Below are 24,996 nucleotides of genomic sequence, written 5' to 3'. Positions count from 1 at the left end.
CGCCTGAATCCGATGGACGTCGGTCTCACGATCTTTCGTGATCTCAGCGATGAGCTAACGCCCGGCCGCCTCGATCCGCGAGGCCACCGCATCGACGAACACCGTCGAGATGTCCGCTGCCGACTCCGCGATATAGCTGGTCCCGCCGGTGGCATCTGCGATCTGCTGCAGCGAGTCCGCGTCAGCATCCTCGGTGATACCGATGGTCAGGATCAACACCGGCCTGGCCGGGTCCTCGAGCGCCTTGAGCTCGGCAAGGAGCCCCTGCAGACTGATGGAGTTGTCGTCCTCGTTCTGACCGTCGGTCAGGAGGATGACGCTGTTGGAGAAGTTGGGGTCGTAGCTGTCCTGCACCTCCTTGAACGCTGCCAGCGTGGTGTCGTAGAGACCGGTCGCACCACCGAGGCGGTCCGGCAAGGTGACGATCTGCGACTCCAGGTACGCGCGGTGCGTCTGTCCGTCCGCATCGACGGTGTCGAGGCGTTCGATGGGCGCGATCGGGAGCCAGTCCTGTCCCTGCCCGCCCATGTTGATCGAGAACAGCCACGCACCCAATGCGGTGTTGTTCGGGAACAGCTTGAGTCCGTTCTGGCTGGCCTCCACGAGCATTTCCGCACGCGTGGAGTCGCCCGCACGTTCCTCCATCGAGCCCGAGGCATCTTCGACGACCAGGCTGCGGATCGGCACGCCGAGTACCGCCCATTGCCGCAACGCCTTGTCTTCCTGGGCCGGATCCTTGAGGGTCAGCACCGTCACCTGACCGACCCCGCCCTCAGGGCCGGGTTCATCCACCGACGTACGAAAGCCGCTCTCGGTCAAAGCTTCTGCGCCTTGATCGGACGCGATCTGTTCGACGAGCTTCGCGCCTGCCTGCGCGATGGTGTCCTTGCGGGCGGCGGACGCGGTGTTGAGCATCGGGTAGTCGAGGACCATGGTCCCGTCCGCCGGGACCGAGGGCGTCAGACCGCTCTCCGGATTCGCGCGCTGGAACTCGATGAAATGCTGTTCGCTGACGACGGTCGGAGAATCACTGCCCGCCGCGACCGCGAGCCGGTCACCGTCGGAGTCGCCGCCGACGCGCGCGTTGCCCTGCTGCAGCGCCAGCAAGGTCATCGCGTCGGTGAACTCCTTGCGGGTGATCGCCCCGTCCTGCTCGGCGGCCAGCGCGCCGACGATCGGGGCATCTCCGGTACTCGAGTCGATCGGATTGCCGAGCCGCAGCCCCGGCAGCGTCATGACGTCGACCCAATTGTTCAACGGCGCAACATCTTTGCCCGCGACAACCACAGGGCTTGCGGCGACGGAATCGGCGATGATGTCGGGTGCCACACGAACCTGGTCGGTGACCTTGCGTGCCCTCGTCTGAGAATCCGCGATCCACAGATCCGGAGCCTGATCACCCTTGGTCAGCTGCCCTGCCACGTTCGCGCCGCTGACAGCGGTCACGGTGAAGTCGTAACAGGAGTCACCCGACGCCTCGGCAGCCACCGGCTTCAGGGTGCCGGCCATCGACGGGTCGGCGATCACTGCCACCGCTTCCCGGGAATCGCAATCGGTCCCTGACCCGTCCCACACAGTGCGCCACAAGATCAGTCCCGCCACCAACACCGCGACCAGCACCAGAGCGACAAGGGCCCACCGTCCCCCACTCCCCCGCCCGCCGTCACGGTGTCCGCTGAATCCGAACTCTTCCTCGGCGTCGCTGTCGACTCCATGTCGACCCATCCCTCACCACCTTGTTTCGAGGTTCGCCGGATTCTATACACACCGGCGACCGCGGCGAGGTCAGGCGTAGAGGTCGTGGAACTTCTGCAGTGAGGTGTGGATGTCGCCCTTGACGACCTTCGCGGCCGCTCGGCCGGCGAGCCCGATCATCGGCAGGCCTCCGAGTTCGAGCTCGAAGGTGAGGTCGGCGCCGTCACCATCAGGAGCGACCTCGAGGATCAGGGTGACCTTCACACCGCCCTTGCCGTCGCCCTTCAGGCTCACGCGACGGGGCGGGTCGTACTCGTCGACGACCCAGTTGAAGCGCACCCGGGTGCCCTTGGCCGCCACGACCGACGACACCTCGGTGCCCTTGCCGATCTCTCCCGGCCCCGGGAGCTCGCTGCGCCACCCGTCGTGAATGACGAGCCAGTCACCGAATCGGGACAGGTCCAGCGCATGCTCCCACGCCTGTGCCGGCGTCAATCCCACCTTGATCGAGTCTTTGACCTTTGCCATGCCGCTGACGTTAGCGTCCGAGTCGACGCAGTGGTGCGAGCGGCCGCCCGTGTCCCCTCAGACGGGGCAACTATCCGGTGCCGGCTGGTCCGCGAAACGATCGGAGATCCAGTCGACGGCGGTGGTGGTGACCCCGAGATTGGTGTGCCCGCCGTCCGGTTTGCGAACGACCTCGACGACGTCGCCCGCCGCGCAGGCACGCTGCAGCGCCGCTGTGGTCCAGGCGGGCAGGATGATGGTGTCCTGGTCTCCGTACGCGACGAACAACGGACCATCCGCCCGGCGAGCAGGCAGTGCATCACCCTGCAGGATCTCGCGGATCCGGTCGGCGGCCTCCTGATCGGCGATCGCGGCATCGCCGGGAGCGATCGACATGGCAGCGCTGAAGCGATCCGCCGTCGACGTCGGGCCGCACGAGGTGAACACGTCGGCCCCTGCCGCGAGACCGCCCCGCATGTAGTCGTCGGGGTCGAGATCGGGATACACCTCACGAAGCCCCGCCACCAGGTTCGGGATGAAGATCTTCTGGGCGTCGGTGTACTTGGTGTCGATTCCGGCGTCGGTGATGGGTGAGACATCCGCGGCAGGCGCCAGCGCCGCCGCACCCACGAACTCCAGTCCCTGGCCGTAGTCGCCTGCCGCCTCTGCGGACGCCCAGGCGGCCTGTCCGCCCTGGGACGCCCCGATGGCCGCCCAGCGGTCGGACGTGTCCGGGACCACGTTTTGGGCGGCGCGCACCGCGTCGATCATGTTGAAGGCAACGGTTCTCGGCTCGAGATAGGGATGCGGCCTGGGGTTGCTCACCGCGGTCCCGAGCCCCTGGTAGTCACTGGCGGCAACGACGAACCCACGATTGAGCAAGCGGGTCACATTGCCGTCTTCGCCGAGCAGGTCGGGATAGTCCGACGGACCGCAACTCGGATCGGTGCCGGTGGTGCCGTGGCCCAAGGCGACGATCGGCCAGCCGCCCGGAGGGGGGTCGCCCTCGGGAACGGCGATCACCCCGGAGACCTCTGTGCCGAAACCGCCTCCGTACCCGGCGGTGGATCGGTAGACCACGCGGGTCAGGGTTCCGGCGGCTCGGAGTTCGGAACCGGCATCGAACGTCGCCTGCGTGACGATGTCGCCCCGCTCTGCGGGCGTGGGCGCCGGGGGCTGCGATGGCGACGTCGCCGCAGACGAGCCCGCGGACGCACTCGGCGACGACGGCGGCGCCTGGCCGTCGTCGTCGCCGGTGGTGGAACACGCGGTGATCGCGAGCAGTGCGACTGCCGGCGCGATCAGCGCTGTGGTCAGCTTCTTGATCGGGTGCCTGTCAGTGCTGCTGGCCCGGGTTCCTCTTGTCGTCCTGTGCGAACTTCTTCGCGGCGTCCGCACCCTTCCTGACCTGGCCGGCGTACTTGCCCTTGGTGGCCTTGTTCACCGCGTCGGCACCCTGATCGATGATCTTGGTGTTCTTGCTCAACGTCGACTTGCCCTTGTTGATCAGGCCTTTGAGATCCATGGGATCCTCCTTCTGGTCTACCCGCCCGAACGTGCTGTTTCGACGGTGTCTTTCTGTGAAGATCGGGAGTTCAGCCTACTCGACCAACTCGCGATGACCGGATTCAGCCGCCAGAGCAACTCCACCAAGATGATCCCGATCGCCGAGGCGATCAGGGCCACACTCGTCTTGGCCCAATCGGTGGGGTCGAGCTTGAACAGGTCCTGGGTGAGCGGCAGGCTGAAGATCAGGACATAGGCCAGCGCGGACCCCGAGATCAACAGGATCTTCCACCAGTTGTACGGCCGGGCGACCACCGCCAGTACCCAGAGGGAGATGGAGATCAGCGTGATCAGCGCAGTGGTCGCGGCCTGCATCTGATCGGGGGTCATGTCGATCGAATCTTTGCTACCCAGCTCCACGCCGCCGCCGCCCGGATAGACGATCGCGTACGCGACGAAGGTGCAGACCGCGATCACGATGCCCGACGGGATCGCCAGCCGTAGCACCCGGCCCACGAAGCCGGTGCGGGCACGTTCGTTGTTGGGGGCGAGCGAGAGGATGAAGGCCGGGATACCGATCGTGAACCACGCCGAGATGGTGACGTGGATCGGCTGGAACGGGTACGAGATCGGGGTGAAGCCGAAGATCTTGCCCGCGACCCCGGCGATCCCGATCATCAGCGCGAGCAGTACCGCGTACACCGTTTTGGTGAGGAACAGGTTGGAGACCCGTTCGATGTTGCCGATCACCCGGCGACCTTCGCCGACCACGTACGGCAGGGTGGCAAAACGATTGTCGAGCAGCACGATCTGCGCCACCGACCGGCTCGCCGAGCTGCCCGACCCCATCGCGACCCCGATGTCGGCATCTTTGAGGGCCAGGACGTCGTTGACGCCGTCGCCGGTCATCGCGACCGTGTTGCCACGGGATTGCAGCGCCCCCACCATCGCCCGCTTCTGGTCGGGACGCACCCGGCCGAAAGTGGTGTGACCCTCGAGGACATCGGCGAGTGGGTCCTGCTCGCTGGGCAAGCTACGGGCGTCGACGGCGTCGTCGACGGTACCGAGCCCCAGGGAACCCGCGACCGCGCCGACCGACACGGCGTTGTCGCCGGAGATCACCTTCACCGACACATTCTGTGAGGCAAAGTAGTCCAGCGTTTCGCGGGCATCCGGGCGGACGCGTTGCTCGAGCGCGATCAACGCACGCGCGCTGACCGCACCGGGGGCGCTCAGGCCGTCGGCCTCGGAATCGACCGGCACATCCGTCGAGGCGAGCAGGAGTACCCGCAACCCGCCCGAGCCGAGATCGCTTGCCTGCGCGGCGGTGTCGCCGTCGGGATCGAGCAGCATGTCGGGCGCACCGAGCAGCCAGTTGCCGCGATCGTCACCGGACGCGGCGTCGCAGAACGAGATCCCGCTCCACTTCTTCGCGGAGGTGAACGGTGCGATGTGCGTCGAGGTCCAGTCGGGCGCATCGGGGAATGCCTCGGCCATCGCCTGCACGCTGGCGTTCGGGCGCGGGTCGTGCGCGGCCAGGGCTGCCAGTGCCAGCTGGAGGTCGGCCTGCTGCAGATCGGCCTGCTCACCGTGCACCGCAACGAGTTCCGAGAGCCGCATGCCGTTCTCGGTCAGCGTTCCGGTCTTGTCGGCGCAGACGACGTTCACGCGGGCGAGACCTTCGATCGCGGGCAGTTCGTTGACCAGGCACTGCCGTCTGCCCAGTCGCACGACCCCTACCGCGAAGGCGATGGTCGTCATCAGCACCAGGCCTTCGGGGACCATCGGCACCAGGGCTGCGACCATGCCCAGCAGCGACGCCTTGATGCCGTTGTCGCTGATGAACAGCTGGTTGATGATCGTCAGGAGTCCGGCCGGGATCAGCAGCCAGGTGATGATCTTCAGGATCTTGTCGATGCCGCTCCGCAACTCGGAGTCGACGAGCGTGAACTTGCTTGCCTCCTCGGCGAGTTGAGCCGCGTAGGCGTCCCGGCCGACCTTGGTGGCCCGATAGGCGCCTGACCCCGACACGACGAAACTGCCCGACATGATGTGGTCGCCGGGCGCCTTGTCGACCGCGTCGGCCTCGCCGGTGAGCAGCGACTCGTCGATGTCGAGCGACGCCGATTCGACGGTGTCACCGTCGACGACGATCTGGTCGCCCGGACCCAGCTCGATGATGTCGTCGAGGACCACCTCGCTCGGCGCGATCTCCGCGGCCACACCGTCGCGGCGCACCATCGGCCGGGTCTGACCGACGATCGCGAGGGCGTCGAGGGTCTTCTTCGCACGGATCTCCTGAATGATGCCGATACCGCTGTTCGCGATGATCAGCAGGCCGAAGGCGCCGTTGATGACCGAACCGGTACTCATCACGATGATGAACAGCACACCGAGAATGGCGTTGATACGGGTGAACACGTTGGCGCGGACGATCTGGCCGACCGTCCGTCCGGAGCGGTCCGGCAGCACGTTCACCTGCCCGGCGGCGACCCGCTCTGCAACCTGGGCCCTGGTGAGCCCGGTGGCGACGTGCGCCTCGTCGACGGCGGTCATGCGGCGACCTCCCACCAGGACTGGCTGTCGAATCCGTGTCCCGTGCGTGAGGTGACGTCGAAGTGGGCTCCCGGCATCGGTGTGATCAGCGGGATCTGATGTACCTGGGCTGCGGGTAACAGCCGCTGGACCGGATCAGCCCACTCGTGTAGCGCGAGGTTGAAGGTGGCCCAATGGATGGGCAACAGCAGTGACTCGGAGAGCTTGTCGCCGTTGAGCATCCGGTACACCTCGACCGCCTCCTCCGGGTTGAGGTGGATGTCGGGCCAGAGCCGGTCGTACGCGCCGATCGCGATCAGGCTCAGGCCGAACGGTCCGTGGTCGGACCCAACCTGTTCGAAGGCGTCGGTGATTCCGGAGTCGCCGGAGAAGAAGAAGTTGTTGTTCGGACCCGCCACGGCCCAGCTCGCCCATTGAGTGGTGTTGCGCTGCAGACCGCGACCGGAGAAGTGCCGGGCCGGGCAGCAGTTGAACGTGAGATCGCCGATCGTGATCGACTCACCCCAGTCGGCCTCGTGGATACGCTCCGAGTCGATACCCCAGTACTCCAGATGAGCCCCGACCCCGATCGGCGCCACGAACGTCGCCTCCGGATGCAGAACCGCGAGTTTGCGGACCGTCGCGGTGTCGAGGTGGTCGTAGTGGTCGTGGCTGATCAGGATGACGTCGAGCGAGGGCAGCTCATCGAGGGCGTGCGGCACCGGGTGCATGCGGGCGGGCCCGACGATGCTCGATGGTGAGCAGCGTTTGCTCCACACGGGATCGGTCAGGATGCGGTGACCATCGAGTTCTACCAGGACCGAGGCATGACCCATCCACGTCGCGGCGAGGTCAGCGGCCTCCTGAGGTAGAGGCGTGACGTCGAATTGCAGGCGCTTCGAGGGTTTGCCGATGTCACCGCGGCGCAGCATCGCCAGCGCCGCCGCGCGGTCACCTTCGACGGGGGTCGCAGGTTCGACGTTCGCGAAGGTGCCGCCCTGCTGGCGCGGCGAACCGCTGATATGCGGGAGCACAAGATCTTTGGGTGCCCCCATTGCCCGATAGACCTCACCCCCGGCGGTGACACCGGCCGCGGCGAGCGCGACTCCGGCGGTGGCGGCACTGGTCAGGAGCCTGGGACCGGTCATGAGATTCGGAAGACGCACCACGCAGGACACACTACCGGCCAGGTCCACCGGACATCCGGCTCGAACCACCCTCACCGCCGATCTTTCCTCTGGCGTCTGGACACCAGGAATAACTCGGCGTATATCTGACTTTTATCAGACATAGTCAGCCAACAGGAGGCAGTGATGAGTCAAATAGTCGACGCGGTCATCGTCGGTGCGGTACGCACGCCGATCGGCAAGGGCAAAGCGGGACACGCAGCCGAAGGCGGAGCTGGACAGATAGTGGGTGCCGGTGGTCTCAATGGTGTCCATTCGGTGGACATGCTGGCGCACAGCCTGAAGGCCCTGGTGGAGCAGACGGGCATCGATCCCGCTCTGGTCGACGATGTCATCACCGGCAACGTCACCCAGGCCGATGAGCAGGGTCAGAACATCAGCCGCAATGCGGTACTGGCCGCGGGTTTCCCCGAGTCGGTGCCGGCGACCACGGTGAATCGTCAGTGTGGATCGAGCCAGCAGGCGATTTCCTTCGCCGCGCAGGCCGTGATGTCCGGTGTCCAGGACGTGGTGATCGCTGCCGGCGTCGAATCGATGAGCCGGGTTCCGATGATGTCGGATGTCCGTCCGGGCTCCAACCCGTTCGGCGAGGCGCTGCTGCAGCGCTATCCCGAGGGCTTCATCCCACAGGGGTACAGCGCCGAGCTGATCGCAGCCGACTGGGGATTCTCCCGTACCGAACTCGACGAGTTCGCCATCTCGAGCCATGACAAGGCGACAGCGGCGACCAAGGCGGGCCGGTTCGACAACGAGATCGTGCCGCTCGCGGGTCTGACCTCCGACGAGATGATCCGTCCGGGCGGGACCATCGAAAAGCTAGCCACCCTCAAGCCGGCCTTCTACAACCCGGCGATGAAGGAGCGGTTCCCACAGATCGACTGGCGGATCACCGCAGCGAACTCGAGTCCACTGTCCGACGGCAGTGCCGCGGTCCTGATCATGAGCAGCGCCAAGGCGAAGGAACTCGGCCTCAGGCCGCTCGCCCGCTTGCACAGCTTCTCCGTCGTGGGCTCCGACCCGATCTACATGCTGACCGGCGTCATCCCGGCGACCCAGAAAGTGCTCGCCCGAGCCGGTTTGTCGATCTCCGACATCGACCTGTTCGAGGTCAACGAGGCCTTTTCGCCGGTCGTGCTGGCCTGGGCCAAGGACACCGGCGCAGACCTGAGCAAGACCAACGTCAACGGCGGCGCCATCGCACTGGGCCACCCACTCGGGGCCAGCGGAGCCCGCATCATGACCACCCTGGTCAACGCGCTGGAACAGACCGGCGGACGCTACGGTCTGCAGACGATGTGTGAGGCAGGCGGTCTCGCCAACGCCACCATCATCGAACGGCTGTAACCCCCCGCCCTCCCAAACGCTCCACAAATACGAAGGCGCTCCACAAATATGTGGAGCGCCTTTGTATTTGTGGAGCGTTTACGGGTGGGCCTAGGCGTATCCCGTTCTGCGCAGGCCGTTGCGAAGGATCCGGCGCAATCGGTCGGGGTTCATCAGATCGTCCCAGCCCCACCGAGCGACGGTGAACCCCAGTTCGTTCAGACGCTCCTCGCGTCGTTTCTCCCGGTAGACCGCATCGGCAGGCGATTCACCCGGCTTAAGGTAGCGGATGTACTTGTCGTACCAATCGAATTCTCCCAACAGTGTGCCCTTGATACGAAAGTCGGTTCGCGCCGCGAAGACACCGTCCGAGTCATGGATCTCCGGTTGCAGCTCGGGTACCGGGATATCACCCATGGCGGACATCAATGCGCGCGACCAAGATTCACCGATGCTCTCCGCTGCGACATCGGCGAATGCCACCGCTCGTCGTGCAGTGCCGATGCCTTTTCGTCGACCGGCCCGAGCGACGATGGTCTCCAGTTCGAGACGCGTCGCTCCCATACGCAGCGCGGCGTCGCACGCGCAGACTCCCTGCTCGAAGGTGCCGGCGCGACTGATGTCGACCGCCGTCCGCGCCGGTGTCGTCACCAGGAGTCCGGGCAGTTCGATGACCTCATCCGGCTGCCAGGGCGTTGCATGAAGGGTGCAGGCACGAGTGCGATCGCGACCACCGCCGGCCCGGTTGGCGGTGAAATGCACCCGCTCGAGATCACCTCCCAACATCGGCATTCCCCACAGCGCTGCCGCCGACCAATGGCTGACCGCTTTGTCGCCACGCCCCGCGTCGACTGCTCCGAGAACCTTGTATCGGTACCGGTGTTGCCGCTGTTCACGAGTCAGCAGTTCTCCGGCCGACCCACTCGGCAGATACATCCCCCAGTAGACCCTCTCCAGCGTGCCGTGCCGAGTTGCTGCCTGGAGCGAGTGGTCGCTCAGGCCTGCCGTACGCGCGTTGCGGCGCAGAATGAGCCCGTCCGGTGTCAGTTCGTGTTCCCCCACCTGTCCGATCCTGGAGCACCACCTCCGCCCACCTGCCGCATCCATGCCGTCCAGATCGATGGCTGTGGATAGCTTGCCTACTGTGGACAACCATCAGACGCTCCACAAATACAAAGCCGCTCCACATATTTGTGGAGCGGCTTTGTAAAGGTGGAGCGTTTGTGGGAGGTGATGGAGATGGGGCCACTACGCTGGAGCGGTGGCGAATGAACTGGTGTTGGCGCTCGACCTCGGTGGCACGAAAGTGGAAGCCGCGCTGGTCGACCCGGACGGGGTGGTGCTCGACGCTTCTCGGAGCCGGGCGCCGACGGGCGGTGACTCGTCGCCCGCAGACCTGGACGCCGCCGTCCTGGCGGTGGTCGACCACGCGCTGAGCCACGCCCCCTCGAACGCCACGATCATCGGTGCCGGAATCGCCGCTGCCGGGCCGATCGATGAACGGGCGGGCACACTGTCGCCCATCAACATCCCGCAGTGGCGCGATTACCCCTTGCGGACCCTTGTCTCCGAGCGCGTCCGAGACACTCTGGGCGACAAACCCGTTCATTTCCATCGCGACGGTGTGGCCATCGTACTGGCCGCACATTGGCTGGGTAACGCAGCCGGAACCAGCAACTTGTTGGGGATGGTGATCTCCACCGGAATCGGCGGCGGCTTCATCTCGGGCGGCCGGGTCCTTGCAGGCAATTCCGGGCACATCGGCCAGATCCAGATATCCGGCTTCACGGGCGAACTCAGCATCGGCAGCCGAACCACTCTCGAATCCGTTGCCTCCGGCCCACACACCGTGGCCTGGGCGAATACGCAGGGGTGGAGCGGGCACACCGGCGAAGACCTCGCCCGGTCCTATCGGAACGGTGATCCGATCGCACGCCGCGCCGTCGTCCGGGTGTCCGAGGCCGTCGGGCAGGCGATCTGCAGCGCCTGCGCGTTGGTCGAGACCGACGTGGTGGCCATCGGCGGCGGATTCTCCCGAGTTGCAACAGATCTGGTCCCGATGATCGCACAGGTCGTCAGCAGTCACCCACTGGAGTATGTTTCGCGAGTGCACGTCGTCGACGCCGGACTACCGGAGACCGCGCCGCTCACCGGCGCGGCCGCCCTGGTGTACCGGCGTGATCTGGTGGGCCTACAACCCTGACCCGGATCAGGCCGGCACGCCTTCACCGATGGGCGCAGAGTAGGGATTCCTCCTGCGGAAATGCTTGCGCGACAACATGTTGTCGAGGGCGTGCATGAACCGTGGCAAATGACCAGCGTCAACGTAGGTCGCCCAGAGCATTCCAGGTGTCGCGTTGTACGCCGATCCCGAGAAGATCGGTCTGCGTCAGCACCACCTCGGTGGCACCCGCGTCGAAATAGCGCTTGACACCGGCACGAACGTGCGCCGCGGACCCGACGAGCGCGAGGTCGGCGGCTTCGCGTGCTCCCTCGAGTTCGATCACCCGCCGGTACGAGGGGATGGTGTTGTACAACCCCATCGCGGCGCGCGCCGACTCGCGCCCCGCCTCGACGTCGCCGGTCACCACTGCCGCAACGAATGCGATGATCCGCACCGGCGGTCGCCCGGCCGCCTCTGCAGCCGCGTTGACCACAGGAACGATGTGGCGCTCGAGTGTTGCGGGGCCGGCCAGGAACGGCAGGATTCCGTCGGCAAGCTCGCCGCTTACCGCCAACGCCTTGGGCCCCATGGCCGCGACAAGTATGGGCAGGTCCGTGCCGGCGCCGGGAACCACTGCGGGAAAGGGTGGTGCGACAGTCAGCAATTCGCCGTGATGGTCGGCGGTCCCGGTCGTGACCAGAGCGCGCGCGGAGGTGAGGAATTCGCGCAACAGGGCGACCGGCCGCGAGAACGGGACCCCGAAAGCGCGCTCGGTCAGTGAGCTCCCCAACGCCAGGCCCAGCTGAAACCGTCCGTGCGTGGCGGCCTGGACTGTTTGAGCCTGGCCGATCACCAGCGACGGATGTCTGGCGAAGATCGGGACTGCCGACGTCCCCACCCGCAGTTCGGGGATCTCACGCCCGATGATCCCGGCCAGGGTGATCGCATCGTAGTCGAATCGCTGCCCGAGCCAAGCGGAGATCAGACCGGCGCTGACCGCCTCGCGTGCCAGTGCGACGACCCCGTCGACTGCGTTTCCGTCACCAGGCGTGCTGAGAGCCACTCCGAGAGTCATGTCTCGACCAACGTCGTCGCCGCGCATCGCCATTCCGATCGGGCGACCAAGACCCACGATGATTTTATCGAGCGCGCGCCGTCAGCCCGCGAGCGACCGACTGATCACGAGCCGCTGAATCTGGTTGGTGCCTTCGAAGATCTGGGTGATCTTCGCTTCGCGCATGAGCCGCTCGACCCGGAAGTCCTTGGTGTAGCCATAGCCACCGAAGACCTGGACCGCGTCGGTGGTGACCTTCATCGCGGCGTCGGTCGCGACCAGTTTCGCCACCGACGCATTGCGGGAGTACGGCAGGCCGGCATCACGGCGTCGCGCGGCGTCGAGGTACGTCGCCCGCGCCGAGTCGACGGCAGCGGCCATGTCCGCCAGCAGGAATCCCAGACCCTGGTGATCGATGATCTTCTTGCCGAACGTCTTTCGCTCCTTGGCGTAGGCCACCGCGTCATCGAGGGCGGCCTGCGCGATTCCGACCGCCACCGCTGCGATGCCCAGGCGCCCGGAATCGAGCGCGCTGAACGCGATCTGCAGTCCCTGACCATCTGTGCCGATACGACGCTCCTCGGGCACGAACGCGCCGTCGTAGTGCGCGGAGGTCGTCGGGACCGCGGCCAAGCCCATCTTCTCTTCGGGCTTGCCGAAGGTCAGACCTTCGGTGTCGCCGGGAACCAGGAAACACGAGATGCCTTTTGACCCTTCACCAGTGCGCGCGAAGAGGTTGTAGAAATCTGCGACACCACCGTGGGTGATCCAGGCCTTGGCCCCGGTCACCCGGTAACCGCCGCCTGTGGCCTCGGCTTTGCAGTTCAGCGCCGCGGCATCGGAACCGGCCTGCGGTTCCGACAGGCTGTACGCACCGATCTTCTCGCCTCCGAGCATCTCCGGAAGCCAGCGCTGCTTCTGCTCCTCGGTACCGAACATCATCAGCGGATGGCACGAGAGGCTGTGCACACTGACCGCCACGGCGACTGCGGCCCAGCGCGCGGCGAGCTCTTCGAGGACCTGCAGGTACACCTCATACGGCTGACCGCCACCGCCCCACTCCTCGGGATACGGGAGGCTCAGCAGCCCCGTCTGACCCAGCACTGTGAAAGCCTCGTCCGGGTACTTCTCGCCCTTCTCGTATTCGTCGACTATGGGCCTCAAGGTCTTGTCGGCGACATCACTCGCCAATTGCACCAGGTCACGGGCCTCTTCGGTGGGCAGCAGCCGGTTGACGGACATCGCGATCTCCCTTGGTCGTCCTCGCGCGACAGTACTGGCACGCGAGCTTCAGTACTCATAACAGTACTGGACGTCGTCAAGCAGTACTATCAAGCCATGGTCCCGACCACCGCCCCAGGAGTTCATGCCACCGCGCGCCGGGCCGAATTGTTCGACTCGCTCGTCCGGCTTTTCCTGTCCGAGGGGTTCGCGCACCTGACCCTCGACGAGATCGCCGCCCGGTTGCGTTGCTCGAAATCCACGCTGTACACCTTGGCGGGCAGCAAAGGAAACCTCGTCCAAGCGGTCACCGTGCACTTCTTTCGGGCCGCGACCGCAGAAGTCGAGGGCGCAGTGGCCACCGGAGTCGGAACCCGCGCCCGGCTCACGGCGTATCTGACGGCGGTCGGGGCCGCACTGGCCCCGGCGTCCGAACAGTTCATGGATGATCTTGCCGCCTACCCGCCTGCCCGAGATGTGTACGAGCACAACACCCGGGCCGCGGCCGAGCGGGTACGCGATCTCATCATCGAGGGCGCTGCGGCCGGTGACGTCCGGGACGTCCACGCCGCTTTCGTCGCCGACGTCGCCGCCTCCGTCATGGTGCGCATTCAGCAGCGCGGCATCAAAGAAGCTGTAGGACTCGACGATTCACAGGCCTACCTCGAACTCGCGGAGCTGCTCACCACGGGGATCGGGTCACTGCCTGCGAACTCGTGATGGGCCACCGTCAAGGCTGCCAGCACCACGCCGCACACCACCCCCACCGCAGTGTCTGCCACTCGGTCGACCGCGACGTCGGCGGTCAGGCCGGCGCCGAGTCCGGTGAGCAGCAGGGCCATCGGGGTCACTGCCAGAGAACACAGTGCGTAGTTGACGGTGGCGAGGATCTCGGCGGCCACTTGTAGCACCACGATGAGCGCCACGGCACCCCAGTAACCCAGCGGTAGCGCCAGCAAGGCGATCGCCACCGCAGCGCCGCCGAGATTTCCGAGTAGCCGCTGCACTCCACGGTGCACGGTGGCGTGGTAGTCGATTCCCTGCAGGCTCGCGAGCGCTCCCATGGCAGCCCACATCGGATGTTGCAGGCCGGCGGCCACGGCGATGGTGGCCGCGATCGCGCATGCAGCAACGATGCGCGCCGACCGCATGAGCAGACGGCGACCGAGGACACCGCGCAGAGCGACAAGGACACCCGCGCGTTCGGCGATCCGGTGCCCGTCGTCGCCTCGGAACGCATCCCACGCCCAGGGTGCGAGCGAGGCCGCGATGCCCACGAACGACCCGACGATCGCAGCGGCCATCAGTCGTCCCACGTCACCCACCGTCGTGGCGAACCCGGCAGCACCCGCTGCGGCAAAGATCAACACCACCGCTCCCGGGCCCATCAGCCGCAACGCCGACACGAGCAGCGCGGCCAACCCGGCGGCCAGAGACACCGCCACGACCTGCACGGCGATCGACGAGCCCGACGCACCGAGGATCGCCCCGAGTCCGACGTAGAGCACCACCGCCCCACCGACGACCAGCAGCCTCGGAAGGCGCACACGATAGGGATCTGCCCGACAGAATGCCGAGGTCAGCGACCCCAGTGCGGCGAATCCGGCGAGGTCCCGGTGACCGAGGAGACCACCCACAACAAGGACGAGACCGACTGCGACACCTACGCGAACCGCGGGCGCAATCGCGGTGTTTCCGCGGTTCAGCGTCACCGCGGCGCTCCACCAGGTGCGCGGAGAGCAGAGATGACGGAACGCCGCCCCACTCCGGCGGGCCTGTTCAGACAGCACAGTGGTTGTGGACATCAAGGTATCGGGCACCACGGTATTTTATCACTATTTTACTAGTGAACTAAATATCAGGAGACGGTTACGATGAGCCGGTGACGTCAGACAGCGCGCCGAACGACATCGTCGAACGGATCGGACGCGAGTGGGCAGAGGCCTACCCCGACCTCGACACGACGCCCGTCGAGGTTCTCGGCCGCATCAACCGCATCGCCTCTGCGCTGACGCACTCCCTCGACCGCGACCTCGAGGCGCATTCCATCGGCCGCTCGGAGTTCGACGTGCTCGGCGCCCTCGCCAGGGCACAGCGGCCACTTCGGGCCAGCGAGGTGGTCTCGACGACGATGCTCAGTGGCGCCTCGATCACCAAACTCACCGAACGCCTCTCGGACATCGGACTGGTGCGCAGACGTCGCTCGGACCGGGACGGTCGGGTGGTGCTACTCGAGCTCACCGAAGCCGGCCGCGAACTCGTCGACACCCAGTTCCCACGCCGGCTCGCCCGGGACACCAAGATCCTCGAATCACTGAGCCCGCAGGAGCGGGCGCAATTGATCACGTTGCTGCGCAAGGTATCGGCGGCCCTACCGCAGTAGATCGGCTTGCGCAAACTGATACTATATTCAGATTCATCTCGCCAGACGCTGGTGCCGACGTCCGCATCTGCGAGGATGATCTGACATCGGCGAATCCTTCGGCCGCTGGGAACTCGGCGACGACAAGGCGATGCTCGACCTGGTGACCAGCGCGAACATCGCCTGCGGATTCCACGCCGGCGACCCCAGCACCATTGCCCGGACGGCACGCTGGTCGGTCGAACGCCGCGTCCGCATCGGCGCGCAGGTGGCGTATCGCGACCTCGCCGGATTCGGTCGCCGCTTCGTCGACGCCTCGAAGACAGAACTGACCGACGACATCGTCTACCAGATCGGCGGCCTACAGGCACTGGCCGGTGCGGCAGGCGGACGCGTCACGTACGTCAAACCCCATGGCGCGCTGTACAACACGGCGGTTCATCACGAGGAGCACGCACAGGCGGTCGTCGACGCGATCATCTCGGTGGACCCAGGATTGGCACTGCTCGGTCTCCCCGGTTCTCGGCTGCTGGCGCTCGGGGAACAACAGGGACTACGGGTGGTGCGAGAGGCGTTCGCCGACCGCGGGTACACGCCAAAGGCGACTCTTGTGTCGAGGAAGGAACCCGGCGCGGTTCTGCATGATCCGGCCGAGGTGGCAGCGCGGGTGCTGAGGATGGTCACCGACGGTCACGTCGAGGCCGTCGATGGTTCGGTCGTCTCCGTGGACGTGGATTCGGTGTGTGTGCATGGTGATTCACCTGCGGCCATAGAGATGGCACGGGCGGTGCGGGAGCTACTGACATCCGAAGGTGTTGATCTGGAGGCATTCACGTGAATCTGCTGAACTACGGTGACCGTGCACTGCTTCTCGAGGTCGCCGACACCGATGAGGTGATCGGTTGGACCACAGCGATTCGCGACGCCGCCCTGCCCGGGGTGGTCGACCTGGTGCCCGGCGCCCGGACCGTGTTGGTGATCGGTGACGCACCGCAGGTGATACCTCGCCTTCAGAAAGACCTGAAAGCCCTGTCGCCCACCGAGACAACAACACTCGACGACGGACCCGTGGTCGAGGTGGCGGTGGTCTACGACGGCCCCGACCTCGACGACATCGCCCGCCTGACCGGCCTCGACGTCGACGAGGTCATCGAGGCACATACGGGAACCGCGTGGAAGGTCGCGTTCGGAGGCTTCGCACCGGGTTTCGCTTATCTCATCGGCGGAGATGCCCGATTGGAGGTGCCGCGCCGCGACACCTCGCGCACCAAGGTCCCGGCCGGGGCTGTCGGGTTGGCTGGGGAGTTCAGCGGGATCTACCCCCGGTCGTCCCCCGGTGGCTGGCAATTGCTGGGACACACGGACTTACCGATGTGGGACGTCGACCGCGACCCCCCGGCACTGCTGCAGCCGGGAACGCGGGTCCAGTTTCGGAGGGCCGAGTCATGAGTTCACTCGAGATTCTCGCCACCGGTCCCCTGGCCACCGTCCAGGACGGTGGCCGGGCGGGCCTGGCCGCGTTGGGTGTCGGGCGATCAGGTGCCGCCGATCGCCGGTCGTACGGCCTGGCCAACCGTCTTCTCGCCAACCCCGAGGGAGCTGCCGCGCTGGAGGTGACGCTCGGCGGGCTGTCCCTGCGCGCCGGCGACGAGACCTGGTTCGCGGTGACCGGCGCCGACCTGGAGGTGTTGGTGGACAGCGGCTCCGGACCGGTGCCCGTCGGCCGCAATGCCGCGTTCGTCGTCCCCGCCAGCGGCACCCTCACGCTCGGGACGGCACGTGCGGGTCTACGCGCGTACGTCGCCGTTCGCGGCGGTGTCGTCGTGGAACCCACCTTGGGCTCGCGGAGCACCGACACCCTGTCCGGGCTCGGACCCGAGCGTCTCGCCGAGGGCGACACCTTGGCCATCGGACAGCGACCCGGCGATCTCCCGGATCTCGATGTCGCCGCCGTCGCCACACCCGCGGCCGGCGAGGTCGAGTTGAATGTGCTGCGTGGACCGCGAGACGATTGGGTCGTCGACATCGACGATCTGGTGCATACGGTCTGGCGGGCGTCCGATCACAGTGACCGCGTGGGAATGCGCTTGAGCGGCAGGGCTCCCGGGCTCCGGCACCGCGACGAGGACCGGCAGCTACCCAGCGAAGGTTTGGTGCGCGGATCGGTCCAGGTGCCGCCGAACGGCGAACCGGTGATCTTCTTGGCCGACCACCCCCTGACCGGTGGTTATCCCGTGGTAGCGGTCCTCGTCGATGAAGACACCGATGTCGCGGCGCAGATTCGTCCCGGTCAGTCGGTGCGCTTGCATTGGAGTCGGCGATGACACACCCCGATGCCGCTGCCATCGATCCGAACGCCGCGCGTGCACTCTTCCGCGAGGGTCTCGTGACACCCACCGCAGGATGGGCACCCGGCTGGACGCAAGCCAACCTCCTGACACTGCCCCGCGCGGACGCCTACGATTTCCTGCTCTTCGCGCAGCGCAATCCGAAGTCCTGCCCGGTGCTCGATGTGATCGATGCCGGCGACGTCACCGGGCCACTGCTGGGCGACGGCGACATCCGCACCGACGTCCCGCTCTACCGCGTCTACGAGCACGGAGAGATGGTCGCCGAGACGATCGACGTCACGTCGTGGTGGCGCCCCGACCTGGTGTCCTTCCTGATCGGCTGCAGCTTCACCTTCGAAGCCGCACTCCTCGACGCCGGAGTACCCGTGCGCCACATCGAACAGGGCCGCAACGTGCCGATGTACCGCACGTCGAAGCGATGCCGCCCGGCCGGAAGTCTGCACGGGCCAGAAGTGGTGTCGATGCGTCCGGTACCTGCCGATCTCGTCGCGACCGCCGTGCGCGTCACCTCGCGCTACCCAGCCGTCCACGGGGCTCCCGTTCACATCGGCGATCCCGGGGCGATCGGTATCGACGATCTAGGTGTCCCCGATTTCGGCGACGCAGTCGAGATCCGGCCCGGCGAGATCCCGGTGTTCTGGGCCTGCGGCGTGACACCTCAGGCCGCGGTCATGGAGTCGCGGCCGGCGCTGGCCATCGGTCATGCCCCCGGTCACATGGTGATCACCGATGCCCGGGACAGCGACTACCTCGTCCCCTGACGTCCCCCGGGCGTGCCGATATCACCGTCGACCGTGCCGAAGTCGTCATCGAGCGTGCCAATAACTTCTCGCGCAATGATGTTTTGGTCCAGTCGATTTCAGTATCGGCACGGTCGGCGGGCGGATTGGCTCGTCGACGGTCGCTTGGCGCAGGCGACGGGCGGAGTGTCTACTTTTGCGGACTTACGCCGTCAGCAGTGGCAGCCATAGCGTCAGTGGTGTTGTTGTCTACATCACACAAGGGAGTGCCACATGAGCAGGTTGAAGTTCGGAACCTTCCTCGCGCCGATCCACACACCGGGACAGAATCCGACGTTGCTATTGCAGCGTGACCTGGAATTCGTTCAGTACCTCGAGGCCCTCGGCTACGACGAGGCCTGGTTCGGCGAGCACCACTCCGCCGGAGCCGAGATATACGCATCCCCGGAGATCATGATCGCAGCCGCCGGTGAACGCACCAGTCGCATCAAGCTCGGCACCGGCGTCACCTCCGTGTCGTACCACAATCCGTTGTGGGCGGCCGAACGCATGGTGATGCTCGATCACCTCACCCAGGGCCGTGCACTGTTCGGCCTCGGCCCGGGCTCGCTGCCCACCGACGCCGCGATGCTGGGTCTGTCGCAGATCGACACCCGAGAGTTGTTGGCGGAGAACACCGACATCATCATGCGGCTCTTGCGCGGCGAGACCGTCACAGCCAAGACCCGCACCCACGAACTCTTCGACGCCAAAATCCAGATGGCGCCGTACTCCGACCCTCTCTTCGACGTCGTCGTCGCTGCCATCGCTTCGCCGACCGGAGCCCGTCTCGCCGGCAAGTACGGAATCGGCCTGCTCTCGATTGCCGCGACCCTGACCGCAGACGGTTTCAGCGCCCTGCAACATCATTGGGGCATGCTCGAAGAGTTTGCCGCGCAGTCGGGTCGTACAGACGAGGTCGATCGGTCCACCTGGCGCCTCGTGGGGCCGTTCCACATCGCGGAGACCAAAGAGCAGGCGTACAAGGACGTCGCCCATGGCATCGAGTACTGGTTCAACTACCTCCAGCACGTCGCCGCGTTCCCGCAGATGGACGTCCGGGGCACCAATTGCGAAGAGATGATCGACTTCATCAATACCTCGGGCATCGGTGTGATCGGTACGGCCGAGGAAGCCCGCGTGCAGGTCCAGCGTCTCGTAGACCAGTCCGGCGGATTCGGCACATTGCTTATCCAGGGCCATGATTGGGCCAACCCGCAAGCGACCCGCCGCTCGTACGAACTGTTCGCGCAAGACGTGATGCCGTACTTCCAGGGTCAGGCACAGCCGATGCTCGATGCCGCCGCCCGCGCCCAGGCCGTGCGCGAAGGCCAGGCCGCCGAACACGTCAAGGCCGTCGAACACATGACGAAGAAGTACGAAGCCGAGCTGGGACGGGTGTAGTCGTCATGGCCACTGTCAATGTCGAACGACGTTTTCCGGTCTCCGCCGACACGCTCTGGGAGCGGATCGGCAACATCGCCGACGTCGCAGCGTGGATTCCCGCCATCAGTTCATCCAGAATGGAGGACGACGTCCGGCACGTTGTCTTCACCGACGGAGAGCCGGCTCGTGAGCGGATCATCGAGCACCTCGACGCGGCGCGCACATATACCTACCAGTACATCGACGGTCCACTCCCGTTGCAGCACTATCAATCCACGATCCTGGTGCTCGAGGACGGCGACGACGCCGGCGTCGTGAAGTGGTCCGCCGACTTCGGTGCCGAATCCGCGGAGGTCGAAGCTGGTCTGGTCACCGCCATCGAGGGCATCTACTCCGATGCACTGACCGAACTGAAGGCCCAGGTCGTCGGAGTGTAGGCGCGCTGCCGAAGCCGGGGCGTAACGACGCACCGGCTTCGGCAGCCGATCGAGAGGAACCCATGACAACCAACACCACCGAAGCATCAGCCACGATCAGCGCCACCGATCCCGCCGGAGTGAGCGAGTCTTTCCGAGAAGCACTGGCACACTTCAGTTCCGGCGTGGTCATTATTACCACGATCGACGTGACGGGTGCGCCGGCCGGCATGACGGTGGGATCATTCACGTCGATCTCGATCGATCCGCCGCTCGTCGGATTCTTCGCGGGACAAGACTCGACCACCCTGCCGCACGTGATCGAGAACGGTCGGTTCTGCGTCAACGTCCTGGCGCAGGACCAGCACCTGCTGGCGCGAAAGTTCGCTCGCAGCGGCACGGACAAGTTCGTCGACGTCACCTGGAGCCCGGCCACCAACGGTGTCCCGCGCCTCACCGGGGCGCACGCGTGGATCGATTGCAGCGTCCACCTTGATCAGCCCATTGGCGACCACGATCTCGTGGTCGGTCGGGTTGACGCCCTGGCCGTTCCCGCACCCAGCGAGCCGCTGGTCTTCCATCGTTCGACCTTCCATGGTCTCCGGGCCCACCCGTGACCGTGCAGGATAGGGGCCCGGCACAACCTGCCACATACGAAAGCGGGGATCTCCGATGAGTGAACAAGAATTGTTGCCGATCAACGGCTTTGGCAAACTGTTCGAGAAGGTGACGGTCATGTACGCGAGCGATCGATGGGCGGCATCGTTCAGCGACGTATCGGCGGTCCTCGGAACCCCGAAGTTCACCGACAACACCGCATGGGCCGCGTGGAACGAGCTCAGCGTGTCCGACGAGGTCGACGGACCCCCGTGGTCCCTCCTCGCTCGGACATCGGAGTTGAACAAGACACTCGAGCGCGCCCTTGCGCTCGGGTGGCAGATCGGTGACCGCTCACAAGGTGCACACGAGACCCGCGTGACGCTGCTGGCAACGAGTGGGCTGACCGTGATCGCCTACACACCCACGTCGGGCGCGTGATCACAGCTCTAAGCGCGATGGCCGCGCCGAAGGACCGCCGTCGCGAGCTCCGACCGGTTCCGGTGTCCGGTGACGTCGAAGATGCGGCTGATGTACTTCTTGATCGACAACTCCGACAGCGACAGTTCGCGGGCGATCTCGGCGTTGCTCAACCCGTCGCTCACCAGTTCGGCGACCTCGATCTGCCGGGGTGTCAGATGCTCGAGCGGATCGACCACGCACTGTTCGACGGCGGCCGCGATCGTCGCCGTACGTGCCCGCAGCTGTTTCGCCAGAACCCGCACCGCGAGCACGTCGGTCTCGTCCCAGGTCCGGACCTGGTCGAACATGCCGATCAGCGCCTCCCCGTCCGCCAACGGCAGGTGCATCGCCGACGCCGTGTCCATGTCGTTGGGATTGAGGTAGTCGACCACGTACGAGCGCTGCGGCATCGGCAACCGCGACAGCTCGTCGAGCGTGGCGAAGCCGTTTCCGGTGAGCACCCGCCGCGCCTGCGGCAACGCGAAGACGTCCTTGTCCTGCCAGGCCTCGTGGTAGACGGTCAGCAGTGGTTCGGTCGCGCCGGTCAGCAGCGGAGCTGGATCGTCGAAGATCTCGGGAAAGGTCGGACCGTGGAAAAACGTCACATCACGGACGTCAAAATAGGTCGAGATTGCATCGACCAGCGACTCCTTGAACGCTTGCCCGCCGGTCGCGTTGTCGCATTGCTCAAGCACCGCGAGGATGCCGAGCATCTGTTTGCGCGAGAGCTGGTCCTGCCACACCGGATCGGTCGTCACTGCGCCGGCTCCCGTGTCCTGGACCACATGTCCACAGAGAGTACTCGTATGACCTCCCCAGTACTACGTAGTCACTGCAATCCTGCTTCCGCGAAAGGTGCTCGACCATGATCGACGACCTCCCGATTCAGGTTGCTCGCAGTCAGGCTATCGGCGACATCCCCCGCCGATCGGCGGTGCTATACCCCGACAAGACCGCGGTTGTCCACCGCGACGTCCGGCTGACCTACCGTGAACTCGACGACATGATCGATCGAGTCGCTGCCGGTCTTCACGCCGGTGGCCTGCGAAAAAGCGACCGACTGGCGGTGCTGTCCCACAACTGTTGGCAGTACCCCGTGGTGGTGTTCGGCGCCGCTCGGATCGGCGTGGTGGTGGTGCCCATCAACTTCATGCTGACGGCGCCGGAGATCGCCTACATCCTCGACGACTGCGAGGCCGACGCATTTGTGGTCGAAGACGCACTCGTCCCGACCGCCGAACTGGCGGCGGAATCCGTCACGACCTCGATCCGGCTGAGGACGTCAATTCCTCTTGGCGAAGGCTCGTCATGGCCCTCGATCGCCGAGTGGACTGGCAGCGCTGCAGGTGAGGTGCCCGACGTCGCCGTGGACGACGACGACCTGATCCGGATCATGTACACCTCAGGCACCGAGTCCCGGCCCAAGGGCGCGATGCACACCAGCCACTCCCTGATGTGGCAGTACATGAGCTGCATCGTCACCGGCGCGATGACGGCCGACGACATAGAGGTACACGCGCTCCCCCTCTATCACTGTGCCCAACTCGACAATTTCCTGTGCACCGACATCTTCCTCGGGGCCACCAGCGTCATCGTCGATCGACCTGACCCCGCGTTACTCCTGCGGGCCATCGCCGACGAGCGCGCGACCAAGCTGTTCTGTCCGCCGACGGTCTGGATCGCGCTGCTGCGCTCACCGGTCTTCACACCCGACCGCATCGCATCCCTACGCAAGGGCTACTACGGCGCCTCGGCGTTGCCGTCCGAGATCCTGCGGGAGATGACCACTCTGCTCCCCGAGCTCCGGCTCTGGAACTTTTACGGGCAGACCGAGATGGCCTCGTTGGCAACAGCTCTGGGCCCCGAGGACCAGACGACCCGGGGTGGTTCAGCGGGCCGGCCCGCATTGAACGTGCAGACCCAGATCGTCGACGAAACCCTCCAGCCGGTGCCTGCCGGCACCGTCGGCGAGATCGTCCACCGCAGTCCGCAGGCCACCATCGGCTACCTCAACCTCCCGGAGAAGACCGCGGAGGCATTCCGCGGCGGCTGGTTCCACAGCGGAGATCTCGGTTTCCTCGACGACGAGGGCTACCTGTGGGTCGTCGACCGCCAGAAGGACATGATCAAAACCGGTGGCGAAAACGTCGCCAGCCGCGAGGTCGAAGAAGTGCTCTTCGAGATCCCGGGCGTCCAGGAGGCCGCGGTGTTCGGTGTCCCCCATCCGCGGTGGATCGAGGCGATCGTCGCAGTCATCGTGCCGACCGCAGGCGACGCCGTCGACGAGCACGCGATCATCGAGTACTGCCGAGGGCATCTGGCACGGTACAAGATCCCGAAGTACGTCATCGCCGCGGACGCCTTGCCCAAGAATCCCAGCGGCAAAATCCTCAAGCGCGATCTACGGGATCGCTACAACGCGATCGCCGACGCCGGCGACTGACCCCGAACAACCCCGCTGACCGTGCCAATAACACCTTCGACTGTGCCGAAGTTGTCATTACGCGTACCAATAAATGCTCACGCAATGATCTTTTGGCCCAGTCGATTTCAGTATTGGCACGGTCGGCGGCTGTAACGGCACGGTCGGCGGGTGTCAGGGCACGATGGAATCGACGTATCCACCGTCGACGCGCACCGCTGCCCCGGTGGTCGCCGACGCCTGTGGCGACGCCAGGTACACGCACATGTTGGCGATCTCCTCGGGCTCGATCAGGCGTTGCAGCAGTGATTGTGGGCGGTGGAGCCGCATGAACTCACGTTGCGCCTCGTCCCACTGAAGATTGCTGTCGACGAGTTGGTAGACGAAGTCCTCGACGCCACCGGTGTGCGTGGGTCCGGCGATCACCGAGTTGACGGTCACACCCGTTCCGGCCGCTTCCTTCGCGAACCCACGACTGACGGCGAGCAGAGCGGTTTTCGACATGCCGTAGTGGATCATCTCCGTGGGAATCACGATCGCGGAGTCACTGGCAATGTTTTGCACTCGGCCCCAACCGCTTTCGGTCATGCCCGGCAAGTAGCTCCGGATCAGGCGTACGGCGGCCAAGACGTTCACCTCGAAGTACCGGCGCCACTCGTCATCGGAGATCTCCAGTGCGGGCTCGGCGCCGAAGATACCCAGATTGTTGATCAGGATGTCGACGGCCGGGAGCTCACCGAGCAAACCGTTCACCCCGTCGGACGTCGTGACGTCGAAGGCCACCGGCACCAGATCGGCATCCGGGACACTGATCTGCATGTCGCGCACCGCCGCGTCGACCTTCCCCTGATCTCGCCCGTTGATCGCCACCTTCGCTCCGGCCTCGGCGAGGCCCTTCGCGATGGCCCATCCGATGCCCTGGCTCGAACCGGTCACCAATGCTGTCTTTCCGCTGAGGTCGATACGCATGCTCGCGACTGTAAACCACGGACTCCACGCCATCGGTAGGCTTGGGTGAGCTGATCACCA

General features: G+C 65.7%; 25 protein-coding genes. 13 read left to right on the top strand and 12 right to left on the bottom strand.

Features of this window, described 5'->3' with window-relative positions; all coding sequences use genetic code 11:
- Nucleotides 1–54 precede the first annotated feature (54 nt).
- The 6 genes from BH683_RS24465 to BH683_RS24440 are packed head-to-tail and all read right to left on the bottom strand — an operon-like array spanning nucleotide 55 to nucleotide 7,412.
- Nucleotides 55–1,725: a substrate-binding domain-containing protein gene (locus tag BH683_RS24465; RefSeq protein ID WP_084838885.1), complete on the bottom strand. Its 1,671-nt coding sequence runs from the start codon at nucleotides 1,723–1,725 to the stop codon at nucleotides 55–57.
- 60 nt (nucleotides 1,726–1,785) lie between these two features.
- The gene (locus tag BH683_RS24460; protein WP_084838884.1) at nucleotides 1,786–2,223 is read right to left on the bottom strand and encodes an SRPBCC family protein; all 438 of its coding nucleotides are present in this window, start codon (nucleotides 2,221–2,223) and stop codon (nucleotides 1,786–1,788) included.
- Nucleotides 2,224–2,280: 57 nt separating this feature from the next.
- A complete protein-coding gene (locus BH683_RS24455; protein WP_246833570.1) occupies nucleotides 2,281–3,600 on the bottom strand; it encodes a lipase family protein in 1,320 nt (439 codons plus the stop codon).
- Nucleotides 3,539–3,727 carry an Rv0909 family putative TA system antitoxin gene (locus BH683_RS24450; protein WP_084838883.1) on the bottom strand — a complete coding sequence of 63 codons (189 nt, stop codon included), beginning with the start codon at nucleotides 3,725–3,727 and terminating at the stop codon, nucleotides 3,539–3,541. The genes BH683_RS24455 and BH683_RS24450 overlap by 62 nt, the downstream gene beginning before the upstream one ends.
- A gap of 17 nt (nucleotides 3,728–3,744) precedes the next feature.
- Nucleotides 3,745–6,264, bottom strand: a complete 2,520-nt coding sequence (locus tag BH683_RS24445; protein ID WP_084838882.1) for an HAD-IC family P-type ATPase — start codon at nucleotides 6,262–6,264, stop codon at nucleotides 3,745–3,747.
- Nucleotides 6,261–7,412: an MBL fold metallo-hydrolase gene (locus BH683_RS24440; protein ID WP_348639233.1), complete on the bottom strand. Its 1,152-nt coding sequence runs from the start codon at nucleotides 7,410–7,412 to the stop codon at nucleotides 6,261–6,263. Before BH683_RS24440 ends, BH683_RS24445 begins: the two co-directional genes overlap by 4 nt.
- Before the next feature lie 144 nt (nucleotides 7,413–7,556).
- Here BH683_RS24440 and BH683_RS24435 point away from each other — a divergent pair, with 144 nt between their 5' ends.
- The gene (locus BH683_RS24435) at nucleotides 7,557–8,774 is read left to right on the top strand and encodes a thiolase family protein (protein ID WP_084838881.1); all 1,218 of its coding nucleotides are present in this window, start codon (nucleotides 7,557–7,559) and stop codon (nucleotides 8,772–8,774) included.
- A gap of 90 nt (nucleotides 8,775–8,864) precedes the next feature.
- Here BH683_RS24435 and BH683_RS24430 read toward each other — a convergent pair whose 3' ends face one another.
- Nucleotides 8,865–9,815 (bottom strand): hypothetical protein, encoded by a 951-nt coding sequence (locus BH683_RS24430; protein WP_143696124.1) that lies wholly within the window; start codon nucleotides 9,813–9,815, stop codon nucleotides 8,865–8,867.
- Between the two features lie 199 nt (nucleotides 9,816–10,014).
- Here BH683_RS24430 and BH683_RS24425 point away from each other — a divergent pair, with 199 nt between their 5' ends.
- Nucleotides 10,015–10,956 carry an ROK family protein gene (locus tag BH683_RS24425; protein ID WP_084838879.1) on the top strand — a complete coding sequence of 314 codons (942 nt, stop codon included), beginning with the start codon at nucleotides 10,015–10,017 and terminating at the stop codon, nucleotides 10,954–10,956.
- Between the two features lie 118 nt (nucleotides 10,957–11,074).
- On the opposite strand, the gene BH683_RS24420 is transcribed toward BH683_RS24425, so the two are convergent.
- Nucleotides 11,075–12,049 carry a TIGR03564 family F420-dependent LLM class oxidoreductase gene (locus BH683_RS24420; protein WP_246833569.1) on the bottom strand — a complete coding sequence of 325 codons (975 nt, stop codon included), beginning with the start codon at nucleotides 12,047–12,049 and terminating at the stop codon, nucleotides 11,075–11,077.
- A gap of 24 nt (nucleotides 12,050–12,073) precedes the next feature.
- The gene (locus BH683_RS24415) at nucleotides 12,074–13,213 is read right to left on the bottom strand and encodes an acyl-CoA dehydrogenase family protein (protein WP_084838878.1); all 1,140 of its coding nucleotides are present in this window, start codon (nucleotides 13,211–13,213) and stop codon (nucleotides 12,074–12,076) included.
- A gap of 96 nt (nucleotides 13,214–13,309) precedes the next feature.
- Here BH683_RS24415 and BH683_RS24410 point away from each other — a divergent pair, with 96 nt between their 5' ends.
- Nucleotides 13,310–13,912, top strand: a complete 603-nt coding sequence (locus BH683_RS24410; protein ID WP_084838877.1) for a TetR/AcrR family transcriptional regulator — start codon at nucleotides 13,310–13,312, stop codon at nucleotides 13,910–13,912.
- Here BH683_RS24410 and BH683_RS24405 read toward each other — a convergent pair.
- The gene (locus tag BH683_RS24405; RefSeq protein WP_246833568.1) at nucleotides 13,852–15,012 is read right to left on the bottom strand and encodes an FUSC family protein; all 1,161 of its coding nucleotides are present in this window, start codon (nucleotides 15,010–15,012) and stop codon (nucleotides 13,852–13,854) included. The two genes, BH683_RS24410 and BH683_RS24405, sit on opposite strands and share 61 nt — an antisense overlap.
- A gap of 62 nt (nucleotides 15,013–15,074) precedes the next feature.
- Between BH683_RS24405 and BH683_RS24400 the strand changes: the two genes are divergently transcribed.
- The 9 genes from BH683_RS24400 (at nucleotide 15,075) to BH683_RS24360 (ending at nucleotide 21,524) form a co-directional block, all read left to right on the top strand.
- Nucleotides 15,075–15,575 (top strand): MarR family winged helix-turn-helix transcriptional regulator, encoded by a 501-nt coding sequence (locus BH683_RS24400; RefSeq protein WP_084838876.1) that lies wholly within the window; start codon nucleotides 15,075–15,077, stop codon nucleotides 15,573–15,575.
- 85 nt (nucleotides 15,576–15,660) lie between these two features.
- Complete coding sequence (locus tag BH683_RS24395) at nucleotides 15,661–16,392, top strand: 5-oxoprolinase subunit PxpA (RefSeq protein ID WP_084838875.1); 732 nt, start codon at nucleotides 15,661–15,663, stop codon at nucleotides 16,390–16,392.
- Nucleotides 16,389–17,003 carry an allophanate hydrolase subunit 1 gene (locus BH683_RS24390; protein WP_084838874.1) on the top strand — a complete coding sequence of 205 codons (615 nt, stop codon included), beginning with the start codon at nucleotides 16,389–16,391 and terminating at the stop codon, nucleotides 17,001–17,003. The genes BH683_RS24395 and BH683_RS24390 overlap by 4 nt, the downstream gene beginning before the upstream one ends.
- Complete coding sequence (locus BH683_RS24385; RefSeq protein WP_084838873.1) at nucleotides 17,000–17,878, top strand: 5-oxoprolinase/urea amidolyase family protein; 879 nt, start codon at nucleotides 17,000–17,002, stop codon at nucleotides 17,876–17,878. The genes BH683_RS24390 and BH683_RS24385 overlap by 4 nt, the downstream gene beginning before the upstream one ends.
- Nucleotides 17,875–18,666 (top strand): putative hydro-lyase, encoded by a 792-nt coding sequence (locus tag BH683_RS24380; protein ID WP_084838872.1) that lies wholly within the window; start codon nucleotides 17,875–17,877, stop codon nucleotides 18,664–18,666. Before BH683_RS24385 ends, BH683_RS24380 begins: the two co-directional genes overlap by 4 nt.
- 252 nt (nucleotides 18,667–18,918) lie before the next feature.
- Nucleotides 18,919–20,088, top strand: coding sequence for an LLM class flavin-dependent oxidoreductase (locus BH683_RS24375; protein ID WP_084838871.1), 1,170 nt, complete (start codon nucleotides 18,919–18,921; stop codon nucleotides 20,086–20,088).
- A gap of 5 nt (nucleotides 20,089–20,093) precedes the next feature.
- Nucleotides 20,094–20,507, top strand: a complete 414-nt coding sequence (locus BH683_RS24370; protein ID WP_084838870.1) for an SRPBCC family protein — start codon at nucleotides 20,094–20,096, stop codon at nucleotides 20,505–20,507.
- Between the two features lie 62 nt (nucleotides 20,508–20,569).
- Nucleotides 20,570–21,103, top strand: a complete 534-nt coding sequence (locus tag BH683_RS24365; protein ID WP_084838869.1) for a flavin reductase family protein — start codon at nucleotides 20,570–20,572, stop codon at nucleotides 21,101–21,103.
- Between the two features lie 55 nt (nucleotides 21,104–21,158).
- A complete protein-coding gene (locus BH683_RS24360; RefSeq protein ID WP_084838868.1) occupies nucleotides 21,159–21,524 on the top strand; it encodes a hypothetical protein in 366 nt (121 codons plus the stop codon).
- A gap of 8 nt (nucleotides 21,525–21,532) precedes the next feature.
- On the opposite strand, the gene BH683_RS24355 is transcribed toward BH683_RS24360, so the two are convergent.
- A complete protein-coding gene (locus tag BH683_RS24355; RefSeq protein WP_246833567.1) occupies nucleotides 21,533–22,303 on the bottom strand; it encodes a LuxR C-terminal-related transcriptional regulator in 771 nt (256 codons plus the stop codon).
- A 107-nt stretch (nucleotides 22,304–22,410) separates the two neighbouring features.
- Here BH683_RS24355 and BH683_RS24350 point away from each other — a divergent pair, with 107 nt between their 5' ends.
- Nucleotides 22,411–23,988, top strand: a complete 1,578-nt coding sequence (locus tag BH683_RS24350; RefSeq protein ID WP_084838867.1) for a fatty acyl-CoA synthetase — start codon at nucleotides 22,411–22,413, stop codon at nucleotides 23,986–23,988.
- A 153-nt stretch (nucleotides 23,989–24,141) separates the two neighbouring features.
- On the opposite strand, the gene BH683_RS24345 is transcribed toward BH683_RS24350, so the two are convergent.
- Nucleotides 24,142–24,936 carry an SDR family oxidoreductase gene (locus tag BH683_RS24345; RefSeq protein WP_084838866.1) on the bottom strand — a complete coding sequence of 265 codons (795 nt, stop codon included), beginning with the start codon at nucleotides 24,934–24,936 and terminating at the stop codon, nucleotides 24,142–24,144.
- Nucleotides 24,937–24,996: the final 60 nt, after the last annotated feature.

Origin of the sequence: Williamsia sp. 1138 (assembly GCF_002095435.2) — a bacterium.
Classification (GTDB): domain Bacteria; phylum Actinomycetota; class Actinomycetes; order Mycobacteriales; family Mycobacteriaceae; genus Williamsia.
The sequence above is the reverse complement of the archived record's forward strand: the minus strand, read 5'-3'. Positions and strand labels throughout refer to the sequence as shown.